Consider the following 15652-nt stretch of genomic DNA (forward strand, 5'->3'; position numbering starts at 1 on the left):
ACAGGGCTGCCCCGGTGCGCCGGCCCGTCAGGCGCCCGGGGCGGCTCCGGCATCGGCTCCGCCCTCGGCTTCGGCTTCGGCTTCGGCGGCGAGGACCTTGGCGCGCACGTCGGCCGGGAAGACGCCGTCGAAGGTGGCCTGCCGGGCGCGGCCGTGGCCCTCCGCCGGGAGCAGTGCGTCGTGGACGACGACTGCTCCCCAGCCGTTGTGGAGTTCCTCTTCGGTGAAGCACGGGTACCAGGGCATGATCGGGCCGTGCCACTGTTCCTGGCGGAGGGTGGGATGCACGCGGGTGGCCAGTGCCCACAGCAGGTCCGCGTCCTTGGCCGGGTCCACGTCGTCGTCGAGGACGTAGACGACCGGGGAGAGCCGCCCGACCCGGGTGCCGTTGAGGACCTCGCCGATGCGGTGGACGAAGCGAGCGGTGTCCATGTCCGGCAGCAGGTCACGCCAGTCGGAGGGGACGGTGATGACGGTCCAGAAGCAGGCGGCGCCGAGCGGCAGCCAGGCTGTGGTGACCGGGAGTCCGGCCTTGCGCAGCTCCGAGACGACCTCGGCGGAGATCCCGGCGGCGGGTGCCACGTGGGAGTCGTCGACGGGCCGGCCGGCGGGGGCGAGCGGCCAGATGGGGTCGCTGCGGTAGGTGATGGCCTCGATGCCGAAGAGCGGCTGGGGTGAGGTCTCGGGCAGTGCCCAGCCGTGGAACTCGGCGAACGGGCCTTCGACCGCGTCCCGCGTGGCGGAGAGGTGGCCCTCGATGACGACCTCGGCGGAGGCCGGGACCTCGAGGTCGTTGGTCTCGCACTTGACGACGTCGACGGGGCGGCCGAGGAGCGCGCCGAGGTAGGCGCCCTCGTCGACCTCGGTGGGTACGGTCATGCCGCCGACGACGGCGGCGCCGGGGTCGCCGCCCTGGAACAGGGCGTAGGGCATCGGCTGGCCGATGGCCTCCCATTCGCGCCAGATCATGCCGAGGTGCTGGCCGGGCAGGACCAGTCCGGTCATGTGCCGGCCGTCGATCATCATGATCCGGGAGATGGACCAGTTGGTCCACCGGCCGTCGGGGGTCCTGGCGACGATCACGCCCCAGGTGTTGACGTAGGGGCCGCCGTCGCCCTCGTGTACGACGGGGATCGGGAACCGGTCCAGCCGGGCCTCGTCGCCGGTAAGGACGTGCTGCTTGCAGGGCGCGCCGTCGCCGGTCACCCGCCTGGGCGGGAGCAGCTCCCCGGTGCCGGCCTGGGCGAGTCGTTCGACGAGTTCGGCGGCGGTCGTCGTGTACGGCAGGCCGAGCGAGAGGGAGATCCGGGCCAGCGGATGTCCGGGGATGCTCGACAGCGCTCCCGGGGCGCCGACCATGCGGAAGCCCTCGCCGGCGCCCTTGAGGTGCTCGAAGAAGGGGGCGGGGCGGCCGTTCTCGGTGGAGCGCCGGGTGACGGCGGACGCCTCCAGGTCCGGATCGACCACGCGCGAGATGCGCTGGAGGTCGCCCAGCTCTTCGAGCCTGGCGAGGTAGGACCGGAAGTCAGTGGTTTCGGACATCAGTTGATTGCACCTTTCGGTTCCGAGGGGCGGGGCATCCCGTCCCAGCGCTGCGCGGACGGCACCTGGATGCCGAGCTGGTCCAGCACCCGGACGGCGATGTGCCCGACCAGGTCGTCGATGGTCGTCGGGCGGTTGTAGAAGGCCGGCATCGGAGGCACTATCCGTACCCCCATCCGGGAGAGCGCCAGCATGTTCTCCAGATGGATCTCGCTGAGCGGGGTCTCTCTCGGCACCAGCACCAGGGGACGCCGTTCCTTCAGCGTGACGTCGGCGGCGCGCGGGATGAGGCCGTCGGCGTACCCGGTGCGGATCCCGGCGAGGGTCTTCATGCTGCACGGCGCGACGATCATCCCGTCCACCGGGAACGACCCGGACGAGATCGCCGCACCCTGGTCGTTCCACGCGTAGGTCACGTCCGCGAGGTCGGTGACCTCGCGGACCGAGAGGTCGGTCTCCAGATGGATGGTCGCCCTGGCCCACTGGGACAGCACGAGATGGGTCTCCACGTCGGGCTGCTCCCGCAGCCGGCGCAGCAGTTCGACACCGAGGACGGCGCCGGTCGCCCCGGTCATCCCCAAGATCACTCGTCGAGGCATGAACAAAACCTTCCGTACGCGGTAAGTCCGTACACGGAATAACGTAGAGCACGCGGCTTGCGATGGCAAATGATCCGTGTACGGAATGACAGTAGGCGGAGGTAACCTGGGCGCATGACGACAGGAGCGCGATACGACGGGACGCTGGAAGACGGCATGGCCCACCAGCTACGACGCGCCTCGCAGGCGGTGAACGCCTCGTGGCAGCTGCACAGCGGCGGCGACCTCACACCGCCACAGTTCGCCGTGCTGCACGTCCTCGACGAGCAGGGAAGCCTCGATCAGAAGTCCCTCGGCGCGCACGCCGCGATCGACCGGTCGACGCTCACTCCCCTGCTCGACCGGCTGGTGGCGCGTGGCCTCGTCACCAAGAACACGGATCCCGACAACCGCCGCCGGCAGCTGATCACGCTGACCGGCGCCGGGCGCGAGCGGGCGGCGCTGGGCCGCGAGCAGGTGCGGGAGACGAGCCGCTGGATCGAGGAGCTCCTCGGTCCCGACCGTCTCGCGACCCTGACCCTCCTGCTCAAGGAACTCGGGGACGCGGGCCGCGCGCAGTAGCGCCCTTCGCGTTAATCCTCAAGTCATCGTGCCGTGCTCAGCGCACGGGCGAGTCGACGCGCTGGAGGATGCGCTCGGCGTCCTGGCCCAGCCGGCGAAGACGCTCGGGAGAGAGGTTGTCCACGACGAGATGCCGGACGTGGGCCGCGTGGCCCGGCGCGGCCGACTCCAGCTTCCGTATGCCGTCGGGCAGCAGCACGGCGTTGGTGAAACGTCCGTCGTCGGGGTCCGGTTCACGTCGGACGTAACCGCGCTTCTCCAGCCGTTTCACCAGGTGCGACAGCCGGGACAGGGACGAGTTGACGACCTCGGCCAGGGTGCTCATGCGCAGGGTCCGGTCGGGGGCCTCGGAGAGCATCGCCAGGGCCATGTACTCGACCATGCTCAGATCCGCGTCCCGCTGCAACTGGGTGTCCAGGGCCCAGGGCAGGCGGGTGATGAGCCGTACCACCGACATCCATGCGGCCAGTTCGGCCGGTGTGAGCCACGGATCGGCCGGCTCGCCGGTCCCCGGCGACGCGTCGGAGGTGGTCATTTCGGGAGCGTACCAGCCTCCGCGCGCCGTCCGGGGGCCCGCGGCACCGGTTCGGGCACGGCATCGCGGGGGATCGGGCCCGCCCCGCCCGATCCGGTCCGGTCGCTTGCCCCTTCATGTGATCCGGCCGGGCCGGGCCGACGCTCCGGACACGTCGGCCGGCGGCACGATCTCCCTCTTGAGGATCTTGCCGGTGGGCCCCTTGGGCAGGGTGTCCACGAGCCACACCTTCCGCGGGTACTTGTAGGCGGCGACCCGGCCCTTGACGTAGGCACGCAGTTCCTCGGCGGTCGTCCGGGCACCCGGCCGGAGCACGACCGCCGCGCCCACCTCCTCGCCCAGATCGGGGCTGGGGATGCCGACGACCGCGGCGTCGGCGACCGCCGGGTGCTCGTACAGCACGCCTTCGATCTCACGGGGGTACACGTTGTACCCGCCCCGGATGATCACGTCCTTCTTCCGTCCGACGATCCAGAGATACCCGTCCTGGTCCAGCCGGCCGAGGTCGCCGGTGCGGAACCAGCCGTCCCTGATCGCGGCGGCCGTCTCCGCGGGGCGCCGCCAGTACCCCTTCATCACGTTGGGTCCGCGGACCGCGATCTCGCCGGCCTCCCCCCGCGGTACCTCCCGGCCGTTGTCGACGTCGACCACCCGTACCTGGACCCCCGATATCGGGACGCCGACCGAACCGGGCCTGGGCCCGGCCCGCAGGGTGTTGGCCGCGACGACGGGCGAGGTCTCCGACAGCCCGTAGCCTTCGAGCACGGCGCAGCCGAACGCGGCCCGGAAGTCGAGCTGCACCTGGACGGGCATCTCGGCACCGCCGGCGAGGCACACCCGCAGCCGGGAGACGTCGTAGGCCTCCTTGCCGGGCTCCCGCACCAGCCTGCTGTACACCGTCGGCACCCCGGCGAAGACCGTCACCCCGTATTTCTCGACGATCGACAGGGTCTGCGCCGCGTCGAAGCGCGGGAGCATCGTGAGGCACGCGCCGGAGGCCACGGCTGCGTTGAGGGTGCAGGTCTGCCCGAAGGCGTGGAACAGCGGCAGCCCGCCGAAGATCACGTCGTCGGCCGTGAGACGGAGCAGCTCGGTGGCCACGGTGTGACAGTTGCCGGCGAGGTTGGCGTGGGTCAGTTCGGCGCCCTTCGGCTGACCGGTCGTCCCCGAGGTGTAGAGAACGACCGCGGTGTCGTCGTCATGACGGTCCGTCAGGTCCGCCGACAGCGCGGTGGCGTCCGGCAGTTCGTCGAACGAGCCGGGATCGACGACGACCGTCTCCGCGTCGGCCTGCTGCGCACCGTCCCGTGCCTCGTCGGCGAAGTCGTGCCAGACGAACAGCAGCCGGGCACCCGAGTCGCCGAGGTGATAGGCGACCTCGCGGGACTTGAGCAGGGGATTCATGGGCACGACGACGCCACCGGCCCGGAGTACGCCGTAGTACACGAGGGCGAACTCCGGCACGTTGGGCAGCATGATCGCGACTCGGTCGCCGGGCCGCACGCCACGATCGCGCAGCAGCCCCGCCATGCGCGCACTGCGCCGGTCCAGCGTGCGATAGGAGAGAGTGGCGTCCCCGAGGCGGAGCGCGGGGCGGTCCGGATACGTCCGGGCGCTGTCGACCACGTGGTGTGCGAGGTTCATGTGAGCCGACGCTAGGCGCGCGGCGCACGGAAATCACTGGGCCCGCGATACGACCCCGGGGCCCGAATTGGTGCCGCTGGACCATTCCGCGAGTAGCTTTGAGGAATGACTCCGGAGCACCCAGAAGCCGCCAAGCAACTGTCCGTGGTCGCAGCGAACGTAGGGTCACATCTCCCGGAGGTCGGCAACGACATCGGGCAGTATGTTCTAGCCGAGATAGCGGAACTCAGGGGCGACTCGACCATTGTCAAAATGCTCCACGCGAGCGTCGCGGAAAACGCCGGCACGCTGTTGCATGTTTTCGAGAACGAAATTTCTCTGGAGAAGGTCGAGGCGCCCGCGGCCGCGCTTGAGTACGCTCGGAGACTGGCGCAGCGGGGAATTCCCCTCAGCGCGTTGATCAGGGCCTACAGGATCGGGCACTGGCGTTTTCTGCAGTGGTGTCTGGACGAGCTCAACCGGCAGAACGCCGACGAGGAGCTGGCCGTCACGACCAACCGGCGCATGCTGCACGTGAGCTTCGGTTACATCGACCGGGTCACCGAGCAGGTCATCGCGATCTACCAACATGAACGGGACAACTGGCTGCTCAGCCAGACCGCGGCGCGCGCCGCCCGCGTGCGCGACATCCTCGCCACGCGGGACGTCGACCTCAACTCGGTGGAACCGTCGCTCGGTTACCGGCTTCGGCAGAATCATCTCGGGCTGGTGGCGTGGCTGCCCACCCTGACCGTCGAGGGTGCCGGACTCGCCCGGCTGCACCGGATCACCGACGAGATCGCCCAGCGGCTCAACTGCACCTCCAGGCCGCTGTTCGTCCCCCGGGACGCGATGGTGTCCTGGAGCTGGCTGCCGCTGGGCGCGCACAGCGACGTCCCGTGGCAAGAGGTGTCGGACGTGCTGGAGCGCGGTGATCCCTCCCTGCACATATGTGCCGGGAGCGTGGGATACGGAATCGAGGGATTCCGTATCACGCACCGGCAGGCACTGCGCGCGCAGGAACTCGCGGCGGTGGCCGACCCGGTCCCCCGTTTCACCGAATTCTCCACCGTCGCCCCCATCGCCCTGATGGCCACGAACATCGACGACATCCGCGCGTGGGTGTGGGGAATTCTCGGTCCGCTGGCCGTCGACGACGAGAACAGCGCACGGCTTCGGGAGACCGCCCAGATCTTCCTCGACAGCGGGTGCAGTTACACCGCCACCGCCGCCTCGCAGATTCTGCACAAGAACACGGTGCAATACCGCATCCGAAAGGCCGAGGAAATGATCGGCCATCCGGTGCAGAGTGAACACACCGATCTGGAGATCGCGCTGCGCGCCGTCCGGTACCTCGGCTCGGCGCTCCTGCGCACGAGCGCCGAGTGAAGTGGCCGGGCACTCAGGGATGTCGGGTCAGCGGCGCTGCCAGTGCGGTTGGCGTCGCTCCGCGAAGGCGTGGGCGCCCTCCTGGGCGTCGTGGGACGCCAGTACGGGTGCGGTGATCAGGTCCTGGTCGACGAAGGCGTCCTGGTCACTGAAGGCCCGCCGTTCGTTGACGACGCGTTTGACGGCCTCGATGGCCAAAGGCGCGTTGAGCGCGATGCTGCTGGCCAGTTCCAGGGCCCGCGTCAGGGCCTGGCCCGGTTCGGTGAGCTCGTTGACCAGGCCGAACCGCTCGGCGCGCTCGGCGGGCAGCGACTCGCCCGTGAGCAGGAGTTCGAGCGCGATGTTGTGCGGGATGCGCTCGGGGAGCCGGACCATGCCCCCTTCGGGCGGCACGATGCCGTAACGGACCTCGGTCTGGCCGAAGGTGGCGTTCCGCGCGGCCACGATCATGTCGCAGGCGAGCGCCATCTCGGTTCCGCCGCCGAGCGCGTAGCCCTCGACGGCGGCGATGAGCGGGGTCGAGATCTTGGCCCGGGTGATGCCCGCGAAGCCCCGGCCCTCGATGATGGGCATGTCTCCGGCCGCGAAGGCCTTGAGGTCCATGCCCGCGCTGAAGACACCGCCGGCGCCGGTGAGTATGCCGACCCTGAGGTCCTCGTGGGCCTCCAGGTAGTCGACGGCGGTGGCGAGGGCCCGTGCGGTGGCCCCGTCGATGGCGTTACGGGCCTTGGGCCGGTCGATCGTGATCACGAAGATGCCGTCGATCTCCTCGGTCCGTACGGTCGGTGTGTTCGAGTCCTTGGTCATGACGTGTTTCCCTTCTCTCCTTCGCGCTGCTGGCCGTGCTGTTCCCTCGCGCCGTGGAGCCGTTGGCCTCAGCCGACGGCCTCGGCCTTGCGCAGCTCCTCGATCCCGGCGGCGTCGAAGCCGAGGTCGTGGAGCACGGAATCGGTGTGTTCGCCCAGGTCGGGTGCCGGGCGCGGGGGGACCTTCGGCTCCTGCTCGAGCCGCACGGGGCTGTCGATCGTCAGGTGCGGTTCCGCGTTGCCGTCGTCGATCGGCACCAGGATCCGGTTGGCGACGAGCTGGGGGTCGTGGGCGAACTCCTCGATCGTCTGGGCGACTCCGTAGGTGAGTCCCGCGGCGTCGAGTACCTCACGCCACTCGGCCAGCGGACGGGCCGCGAACGTCTTGTCCAGCACGCCCACGATCTCGGCGGCGTGGGCGCGGCGGCTCTGCGAGTCGGCGTAGTGCGGGTTCTGGGCGGCCTCGGGGTGGCCGATGGCCTGGAGGAACAGGGGGACCTGCTTGTCCTCGTTGGCGAAGGCCAGCAGCAGCCAGCGGTCGTCCGCGGTGCGGTAGGCGTTGGCGAGCGCGTTCGGCGGGTCGGTCCGGTCGACCGGCCGGGGTGCCTTGCCGCCGACCAGTACGGCCTGCAGCCACATGCCCGCCGCCCAGGCGCCCTCGGCGACCAGTGACGCGGTGACGCGGGCGCCCTCGCCGGTCCGCTCCCGCCGGTACAGCGCGGTCATGATCCCGGCGAACAGGCTGATCGCCGTCGGGTGGTCGCCCGATCCGAACGCGTTGATCGCGGGCGGCGCGTCGTGCTGGCGTGTCACGTCCATGAGGCCGCTGCGTGCCCAGAACGCGGTCACGTCGAACCCGGGCAGGTGGGCGTCCGGGCCCTCCTCGCCGAAGCCGGTGACATCGGCGTAGATCAGCCGGGCGTTGAGCGGGGCCAGGTCGTCGTACTCCAGGCCCAGCCTGGCGCGGGTGCGCGGCGGGAAGTTGGTCACCAGCACGTCCGCCCAGGTCACCAGCCGTTCCACGACGGCCCGGGCGTCGGGCGACTTCAGGTTGAGGGCGATGCTGCGCTTGTTGCGGTTGTCCAGCTGCCAGGGGTAGTTGACGCCCTCGACACGGGGGTTCGGTGGCATACGGCTGAGCGATCGGTAGGCGTCGCCGACGCCCGGTGGTTCCACCTTGACGACGTCGGCGCCGAAGTCACCGAGGATGGTGGCCGCGGCGGGCCCGGCGATGAAGCTCGCGAGATCGACGACGTGCAGTCCCTGCAGCAGGGGCGTGTTGCTCATGACGACTCCTTGTCCTCGATGTGCCCTCGGCGGGTCGCGCGCGGCGCCCGGGCGGGTGACCGCCCTGGCGGGGCGCCGCGGCACGCGCCGGGTCAGTGGTGGCTGGGCGCCACGGGCACGAAGGCGTTGTAACCGGTGATGTCACGACCGACGATCAGCGCCTGCACGGTGTCGGTGCCCTCGTACGTGTCGATCGCCTCGATGTCGCACAGGTGCCGGGCCACGTGGTAGTCGAGCAGGATCCCGTTGCCGCCGAGCATGTCGCGGGCGTCGGCGAGGATGGCCCGGGCCCGTTCGGTGTAGTGCATCTTGGCCAGCGCGACCCGGGGCATCGAGTACTCGCCCTCGTCCAGGAGCTGGCTCAGCCGGAACTGCATGCACAGCATGTCGGTGATGTCCGCGAGCATCCGGGAGAGCCGGTACTGGATGAGCTGGAACGCGGCCAGCGGCATCCCGAACTGCTTGCGCTGCTTGGCGTAGGCCAGGGCCGTCTCGTAGCCGGCGACGGCGGCCCCGATCGACTCCCAGGCGACGCAGAAGCGCGAGGCCAGCAGGACCTTCTCGGTGTCGCGGAAGGTGTGGACGTTCGCCAGCCGGTTCTCGGCCGGCACCCGGACGTCGGTGAGGGAGATCTGTGCGTTCTGGACACAGCGCAGCGCCGTCTTGCCCTTGATGACCTGCGCGTCGAACCCGGGCGTGCCCTTCTCGACCACATAGCCGCCCACATGCCCGTCGTCGCCCCGGGCCCAGATGATCGAGTAGTCGGCGAAGGTCGCGTTGCCGATCCACCTCTTGTGACCGTTGATGACATAGGAGTCGCCGTCCTGGTGTGCGGTCGTCTCCAGCTTGACCACGTCCGAGCCGTGCGTGGGCTCCGTCAGGCCGAAGGCGCCGAGCTTCTCCATGCGAGCCATCGCCGGCAGGAAGCGCTGCTTCTGCTCCTCGGAGCCCAGCAGCGCGATCGACGTCATGGCCAGCGCCGAGTGGACGCCCATCATGGTCGAGATGCTCAGATCGCCCCGGGCCAGTTCGAGGATCACCAGGCCGGCCGTCACATTGCTCATCCCCGGGCAGTCGTAACCGGAGATCTGGAAGCCCGCGATGTCCAGCTGCCCCAGCTTGGGGACCAGTTCGAAGGGGAACTCCGCACGTTCCCAGTAGGGGTTGATGACCGGGATGACCTCCTGGTCCATGAATTCGCGGACCTTCTGCTTGAGAGCCCGCTGGTCGTCCGTGAGCAGGTTGTCGAGAAGGAAGTAGTCGGAGTACTCCGGTCCGCCCAGCACAGGCGGCTCGACCCCGGACGAGTTTCCGTTGGGGCTCGGGAGAGCCTGGCCCTGGCCGACCGGTGCGCCGTGTGTCGCCTTCATCTGCTGTTCCTTCCGATCGCGGATCCGATGGAGTCAGTACGAACGACGCTAGGAGGGAGCGCAGGCACAGCCACTGGGCGCGGAACACCACGTTGCCCACCGATTTGGTGTCCGGGTACCAACGCGGAGCACGCCCTGTGCCGCGGTACCAAGGAAGCATCCGAATCCTGGGCGCGCGGCCCGATGTGCCGGCCCTCCCGGCGGCCGAGGGTTGCCCCATGGACACCGCGCACTTCTCGGACCCTCAGGAGCAGTGATCACTCATGGCAACGCACAGGCCCGTCCACCGTGTGGCGATCGTCGGGACCGGGACGATCGGCGCGAGCTGGGCGACGCACTATCTCGTCCGCGGTTTCGACGTCACGGCGACCGACCCGTCCCCGACCGCGGAGGCGGCCCTGCGGTCGTACGTGGAAGACGCGTGGGACACGGCGGCCTCGATCGGACTCGCGCCCGGCGCCTCCCCCGAACGCCTCCGTTTCACCCCGGACATGGGTCAAGCCCTCGCGGACGCCGACTTCGTGCAGGAGAACGCCCCCGAACGCCCGGAGCTCAAGGTCAAGTTGTTCGCCGACATGGACGCCGCCGCACCGCCGGACGCCGTCATCGCGTCGAGTTCGTCGACGATCACCGTGAGCGTCATGCAGGCCGAGTGCCGGCACCCGGAACGGACCGTCATCGGCCACCCCTTCAACCCCCCGCACGTCGTCCCGCTGGTCGAGGTCGTCGGCGGCACGAGGACCGCTCCGGAGACGGTCGGGGACGCCATGGAGTTCTATGCCTCGATCGGCAAGAAACCGATCCACCTGAAGAAGGAGTTGCCCGGGCACGTCGCCAACCGCATCCAGGCCGCGCTGTACCGCGAGGTCGTGTACCTGGTCCAGGAGGGCGTGCTCGATGTGGCGGACTCCGACGACGCGGTGTCCTGGGGGCCGGGGCTGCGCTGGGGTGTCATGGGCCCCCATCTGCTGTGGCACCTCGGTGGTGGAGAGGGCGGTATCCAGCACTTCATGGAGACCCTCATGCCGGTCATGGTCGACTCCTGGAACAAGCTGGGCACCCCCGAGTTCACGCCCGAACTCGAGGAGACCATCGTGAGCGGTGTCCTCAAGGAGGCGGACGGCCACTCGGTCGACGACCTGGCCACCCGGCGTGACGCCATGCTCTCGGCCCTGCTGGCCGTGCGCGCGCAGCACGACCCGTCCGGCCCGACCGGCACGGCGACCGCTCCGGAGACGAAGGAGGGAACGTGATGGGCGACAGGGAAAGGCTGTTCGTGCTGGAGGCGAGCGGCGGCGGCCGGCTGTTCTCCGTGAACCCCGACGGCTCCGACAAGGAGGTACTCGTCACCGGGTGCCGGATCCCCGACGGCGTCGCCGTGGACATGTCGGCCGGCCACATCTACTGGACGAACATGGGTGTGCCGTCGGAGAACGACGGTTCGATCGAGCGCGTGGACCTGGACGGCGGCAACCGGACGACGGTCGTCCCCGAGGGCGCCACGCACACGCCGAAGCAGCTCCATCTGGAGGCCGCGGAGGGGAAGCTGTACTGGGGTGACCGCGAGGGCATGCGGGTGATGCGCTGCGACCTCGACGGCTCGCACATCGAGACCCTCGTACAGACCGGGCAGGGCGAGGAGGACAGCCGCGACGAGACCAAGTGGTGCGTGGGCGTAGCCGTCGATCCCGTCGGCGGCAACCTCTACTGGTCCCAGAAGGGTCCCAGCGACGCCGGACTCGGCAGGATCCTGCGGGCCGGACTCGCCGTGCCCGCCGGGGAGACGGCGGCCCGGCGCACCGACATCGAGGTGCTGTTCGAGGACCTGCCCGAACCGATCGACCTCGAAGTCGACCTCAACGAGCGGACGTTGTACTGGACGGACCGCGGGGACCCGCCGAAGGGCAACACCGTCAACCGTTCCCCGCTCGATCCGCCGGACGGGCGGTGGACGTCCGAGATCCTGCTGACCCACCTCATGGAAGGCATCGGCATCGCCCTCGACCCGGACGGCGACCACATGTACGTGACCGACCTGGCCGGGAGCGTCTACGCGGCCGGTCTCGACGGATCGGACCGGAAGGAGATCCTCGCCGCACAGGGCAACCTCACGGGCATCGCCCGCGCCGTGCAGCACACCTAGCCCGCGCGGACCGTCAGGACGCGAACGGCACCTGTGCCGAGGGGGCGTCGTTCCTCCCGAAGGGATGCCGCCACAGCCCCTCCGCGGCCAGGCGGGGCAGCACCCCTTCCCCGAACCAGTACGCCTCCTCCAGATGCGGATACCCGGACAGCACGAACTCCTCGATCCCGAGGGCCGCATACTCTTTGATGCGCGCGGCGACCTCCTCGTGCGAGCCGACCAGAGCGGTGCCCGCGCCCCCGCGCACCAGTCCGATGCCCGCCCAGAGGTTGGGATGGATCTCCAGCGCGTCCCGTCGGCCGCCGTGCAGCGCCAGCATCCGCTGCTGCCCCGCCGACTCACTGCGGGCGAGCCCGGTCTGCACCGACCGCACGGTCTCCGGGTCGAACCCGTCGAGCAGCCGGTTCGCCTCGGCCCAGGCCTGCTCCGAGGTGTCCCGGGTGATGACGTGCAGCCGGATCCCGAACCGCAGGGTGCGTCCCTGCTCCGCCGCCAGCCCGCGGATCCAGGCGATCTTCTCGGCGACCTGGGCCGGCGGCTCCCCCCAGGTCAGGTACACATCCACATACCGGGCCGCGACCTCCCCGGCGACCGGCGAGGACCCCCCGAAGTACACCTCGGGAACCGGGTCCGGCACCCGTGCCAGCTTGGCGTCCTCGACCCGAAGGTGCTCGCCTTCCAGGTCGACGGTCTTGCCCTCCCACAACTTCCGTACGACCTGCAGGAATTCGCCGGTACGGTGGTACCGCGCGTCCTTGTCGAGGAAGTCGCCGTAGGCCCGCTGCTCGTGACTCTCGCCCCCGGTCACCACATTCAGCAGCAGCCGTCCCCCGGTCTGCCGCTGGAACGTGGTCGCCATCTGGGCAGCCAGCGTGGGCGAGACGAAGCCCGGCCGGAAGGCGACCAGGAACTTCAGCCGTTCGGTGTGCTGGCTGACCATGGCCGTGGTCAGCCAGGCGTCCTCGCACCAGGCGCCGGTGGGGGTGAGCGCCCCCACGAAGCCGAGGTCCTCCGCCGCCTTGGCGATCTGGCTCAGGTAGGCGACCGTCGGCGGCCGGTCCCGGCCGGAGACCGTCGCCGGGGTGCCGTGGCCGCCGCCGACGACGTGGCGGCTGTCCCCGTTGGTGGGCAGGAACCAGTGAAAGGTGAGGGACACGAGGGGATTCTCCGATCGAGAGGGACCTGAGGGCGTCACAGCAGGCCGTGGCGGGGCGGCAGGGTGCCGCTGAGCACATACCGGCCGATGTGCTGGATCTTCCAGCGGGTCGGATCGTGCAGGGTATGGGTGCGGGCGTCCCGCCAATACCGGTGGAGATTGAGAGAGTTGAGCGCGGAGCGGGTCCCGGACACCTCGAAGAGCGCCCCGGCGACGGCCACGGCCGCCTCGGCCGCCCGCACCTTCGCGGCGGCCACCGCGATGGACGCCTCGGCGGCCGACTCGTCGGTGAGCCGGGCGCCCGCCGCGTCGACCGCGCGGGCTCCCTCCCGCAGCAGCGCCTCGGACGCCCTCACCTGGAGGGCGAGTTCGCCGAACCGCTGGATCAGCAACGGGTCCTCGGCGGCGATCTCCGCCCCGCTCTCGAACCAGGGCCGGCTCTTGGTGCGCACGAACTCCGCCGCCTCGGCCAGCGCCGCCCCGGCGATCCCCGCGTCGATCGCGGCGTGCAGCAACTGGGCCACCGCGCCGTGGAGTTGAGGTCCCTGGAAGGTCAGATGGTGAGGCAGCACCCGGTCGGCGGGCACGGGGACGCCGTCCAGCCGGACCGTCCCGCTGGCCGTCGTACGCTGCCCCATGCCGTCCCAGTCGTCGACGACGGTCAGGCCGGGCGCGTCCCGGGGGACGTAGGCGACGTGCAGGTTGTCGTCCTCGGCGCGGGCGAGGACGGGGATCCAGTCGGCGAACAGGGCGCCGGTCGAGTAGTGCTTGACGCCCCGCAGCACATACGAGCCGTCCGCCGTGCGTTCCAGCCGGGTCCGGATGTCCTGGACGTGCTTGGTCCCCGCCTCGGACTGCGCGTTCCCGAGACGGCTGCCGGCGAGCAGCTCGGCGAAGAAGAACTTCCGCTGCTCTTCGGTGCCCTGACGACGTATCACGTTGACGTACACGAAGTGGCTCTGCGGAATCTGGGCGAGGCTCGCGTCGGCCGAGCCGAGCAGCCGGAAGATCTCGGCGAGGGTCAGCGCGCTGACGTCCGCTCCCCCGTACTCGGCGGGGACGGTCACGGCCAGCAGGCCCGAGGCCGACAGCCGGTCCAGCTCGGCGCGGGGCAGCCGGCGTTCGGCGTCCCGCTCGGCCGCCCCGGCCCGGAACTCCTCGGCCAGGGCCGCAGCCACGGCGAGGGCCTCCGCCTCGTCGCTGATGACATGTGCGGTCATCGGCTCAGCCCGCCGCGGCGAGGACGGGCCGACGGCCGAGCGCGGCGGAGAACCCGTCGACGATCGGGGTGAGCGCCTGGGCGGTGGCCGGTGCCAGGGCGAGCGTGCCGTCCTCGCGTACGGTGATGTCCTTGTCGAGGGTGAACCAGCCCTGGACTATGTGGGCGGCGCCCATGGAGCTGAGCACCGGGCGGAGCGCGTAGTCGATGGCGAGGACATGCGCGGTGGAACCGCCGGTGGCCAGGGGCAGCACCGTCTTGCCGGTGAGCGCGTACTGCGGGAGCAGGTCGAGGAGGGCCTTGAGCACACCGGAGTACGACGCCTTGTAGACGGGGGTGGCGACGACGACACCGTCGGCGCGGGCGAACAGCTCGGTCGCCTCGACGATCGCCGGGTGCCGGAAGTCCGCGCCGAGCAGCGCCTCGGCGGGGACGGTACGGACGTCGAGGGGGATCACCTCGTGTCCGTGGGCGATCAGCCGCTGGTCCAGATGGCGCAGCAGCCGCGCGGTGCGGGAGGAGGCGGAGGGGCTGCCGGAGACGGAGAGGACGGTGGCCATGGGTGCCTCTTTCTGGGAGCCCGGGTACCCGTGCGGGACGGGCGCCCGGCGGGGGGGGACGGTCAGGCGTGGGCCGGGGCGGACTCGGGCGCGCGGTCCGGGAGCCCCGCCTCCAGTTCGCCGACCAGGGGCAGCACCCGCTTGCCGAAGTACTCGACCTCCTCGTGGTAGTGCAGGAAGCCGAGCAGACAGAGGTCGACGCCGAGCTGCTTGTAGGCGACGATGCTCCCCCAGCCTTCGGCCGGGGGGACCCCCACGGCGATCTGCTCGGGGGTGCCGATCAGCCCGGTGCGGAAACCGTCGTTGTACTGGACGAGGTCCTTTGGCGAGCACGCCCGGATGCCACAGACCGGGGTGGACCGCGGCGATCACCTTCAGGCGCTCGGTGGCCAGCAGCAGCGCGAGGCTGAAGCCGGTCGGACTCGTACTGGTACTCGGCGCCGTAACTGGCCATGTGGCGGACCTGGCTGAGCGCGTACTCGAAACCGTTGTTCTCGGCGAGCACGGCGAGTTCGCGGTTGTAGTCGTACCCCCAGTCGGTGCGCTGCTCGATCTTGCTGGTGACGAGTCCTCCGCTGACATTGGGGACCCAGTAGGCGAATTTCAAGGGCGCGGCGGGCATGCGGAACTCCTGTTGCGAGTTTTCGGGCACACCGGAATTCAGGAGGCGCACAATCGATCAAGGCGATCAATGCGCGGGCACGGTGAATTCAGGCAGGAAGGAGAGGAAAGGCGAACGCGGCGGATCGTGGGCCGGTGATCAGGCCGCAGCGCAACAGGAGGCGCTGGAGACGCGCGCGAGGTCGACGTGGCGTCGCCGCGTGAGGTCCAGTCGCATCTTCATGCCGTCGATGGTGACAGC

General features: G+C 70.1%; 15 protein-coding genes and 1 pseudogene. 4 read left to right on the forward strand and 12 right to left on the reverse strand.

Going from position 1 to position 15652, the window contains the following annotated elements:
- Positions 1-27: 27 nt before the first annotated feature.
- Entirely contained in the window at positions 28-1542 is a 1515-nt protein-coding gene (locus tag ACFWXC_RS14175; RefSeq protein ID WP_384478183.1) for a UbiD family decarboxylase, read from the reverse strand.
- A complete protein-coding gene (locus tag ACFWXC_RS14180; protein ID WP_351736387.1) occupies positions 1542-2141 on the reverse strand; it encodes a non-oxidative hydroxyarylic acid decarboxylases subunit B in 600 nt (199 codons plus the stop codon). The genes ACFWXC_RS14175 and ACFWXC_RS14180 overlap by 1 nt, the downstream gene beginning before the upstream one ends.
- A 114-nt stretch (positions 2142-2255) precedes the next feature.
- Between ACFWXC_RS14180 and ACFWXC_RS14185 the strand changes: the two genes are divergently transcribed.
- Entirely contained in the window at positions 2256-2702 is a 447-nt protein-coding gene (locus tag ACFWXC_RS14185; RefSeq protein WP_384478187.1) for a MarR family winged helix-turn-helix transcriptional regulator, read from the forward strand.
- Positions 2703-2739: 37 nt separating this feature from the next.
- Here the strand turns inward: ACFWXC_RS14185 and ACFWXC_RS14190 are convergent, their stop codons facing one another.
- Together ACFWXC_RS14190 and ACFWXC_RS14195 are read right to left on the reverse strand one after the other, a co-directional pair.
- The gene (locus ACFWXC_RS14190; RefSeq protein ID WP_351736391.1) at positions 2740-3237 is read right to left on the reverse strand and encodes a MarR family transcriptional regulator; all 498 of its coding nucleotides are present in this window, start codon (positions 3235-3237) and stop codon (positions 2740-2742) included.
- Positions 3238-3351: 114 nt separating this feature from the next.
- Positions 3352-4881, reverse strand: coding sequence for a long-chain fatty acid--CoA ligase (locus tag ACFWXC_RS14195; RefSeq protein WP_384478191.1), 1530 nt, complete (start codon positions 4879-4881; stop codon positions 3352-3354).
- A gap of 105 nt (positions 4882-4986) precedes the next feature.
- Between ACFWXC_RS14195 and ACFWXC_RS14200 the strand changes: the two genes are divergently transcribed.
- Positions 4987-6249, forward strand: a complete 1263-nt coding sequence (locus ACFWXC_RS14200; protein WP_384478194.1) for a PucR family transcriptional regulator — start codon at positions 4987-4989, stop codon at positions 6247-6249.
- 27 nt (positions 6250-6276) lie between these two features.
- Here ACFWXC_RS14200 and ACFWXC_RS14205 read toward each other — a convergent pair whose 3' ends face one another.
- The 3 genes from ACFWXC_RS14205 to ACFWXC_RS14215 form a co-directional block, all read right to left on the reverse strand.
- The gene (locus tag ACFWXC_RS14205; protein WP_384478196.1) at positions 6277-7056 is read right to left on the reverse strand and encodes a crotonase/enoyl-CoA hydratase family protein; all 780 of its coding nucleotides are present in this window, start codon (positions 7054-7056) and stop codon (positions 6277-6279) included.
- A gap of 68 nt (positions 7057-7124) precedes the next feature.
- Positions 7125-8342: a CaiB/BaiF CoA transferase family protein gene (locus ACFWXC_RS14210; RefSeq protein ID WP_384478199.1), complete on the reverse strand. Its 1218-nt coding sequence runs from the start codon at positions 8340-8342 to the stop codon at positions 7125-7127.
- A 92-nt stretch (positions 8343-8434) separates the two neighbouring features.
- Positions 8435-9712, reverse strand: coding sequence for an acyl-CoA dehydrogenase family protein (locus ACFWXC_RS14215; RefSeq protein ID WP_384478202.1), 1278 nt, complete (start codon positions 9710-9712; stop codon positions 8435-8437).
- 263 nt (positions 9713-9975) lie between these two features.
- Between ACFWXC_RS14215 and ACFWXC_RS14220 the strand changes: the two genes are divergently transcribed.
- Positions 9976-10965, forward strand: a complete 990-nt coding sequence (locus ACFWXC_RS14220; protein WP_384478205.1) for a 3-hydroxyacyl-CoA dehydrogenase NAD-binding domain-containing protein — start codon at positions 9976-9978, stop codon at positions 10963-10965.
- Positions 10965-11855 (forward strand): YncE family protein, encoded by an 891-nt coding sequence (locus ACFWXC_RS14225; RefSeq protein WP_384478208.1) that lies wholly within the window; start codon positions 10965-10967, stop codon positions 11853-11855. The genes ACFWXC_RS14220 and ACFWXC_RS14225 overlap by 1 nt, the downstream gene beginning before the upstream one ends.
- Before the next feature lie 13 nt (positions 11856-11868).
- On the opposite strand, the gene ACFWXC_RS14230 is transcribed toward ACFWXC_RS14225, so the two are convergent.
- The 5 genes and pseudogenes from ACFWXC_RS14230 to ACFWXC_RS14250 form a co-directional block, all read right to left on the reverse strand.
- Positions 11869-13011: an LLM class flavin-dependent oxidoreductase gene (locus ACFWXC_RS14230; protein ID WP_384478211.1), complete on the reverse strand. Its 1143-nt coding sequence runs from the start codon at positions 13009-13011 to the stop codon at positions 11869-11871.
- 35 nt (positions 13012-13046) lie between these two features.
- Complete coding sequence (locus tag ACFWXC_RS14235) at positions 13047-14231, reverse strand: SfnB family sulfur acquisition oxidoreductase (protein ID WP_384478214.1); 1185 nt, start codon at positions 14229-14231, stop codon at positions 13047-13049.
- A gap of 4 nt (positions 14232-14235) precedes the next feature.
- Positions 14236-14790, reverse strand: a complete 555-nt coding sequence (gene ssuE, locus ACFWXC_RS14240; protein WP_384478217.1) for an NADPH-dependent FMN reductase — start codon at positions 14788-14790, stop codon at positions 14236-14238.
- A gap of 62 nt (positions 14791-14852) precedes the next feature.
- A pseudogene (locus ACFWXC_RS14245) lies at positions 14853-15412 on the reverse strand (LLM class flavin-dependent oxidoreductase).
- A gap of 138 nt (positions 15413-15550) precedes the next feature.
- Entirely contained in the window at positions 15551-15634 is an 84-nt protein-coding gene (locus tag ACFWXC_RS14250; RefSeq protein ID WP_350760414.1) for a putative leader peptide, read from the reverse strand.
- Positions 15635-15652 lie beyond the last annotated feature (18 nt).

This window comes from Streptomyces sp. NPDC058683, from assembly GCF_042716195.1.
GTDB lineage: Bacteria > Actinomycetota > Actinomycetes > Streptomycetales > Streptomycetaceae > Streptomyces.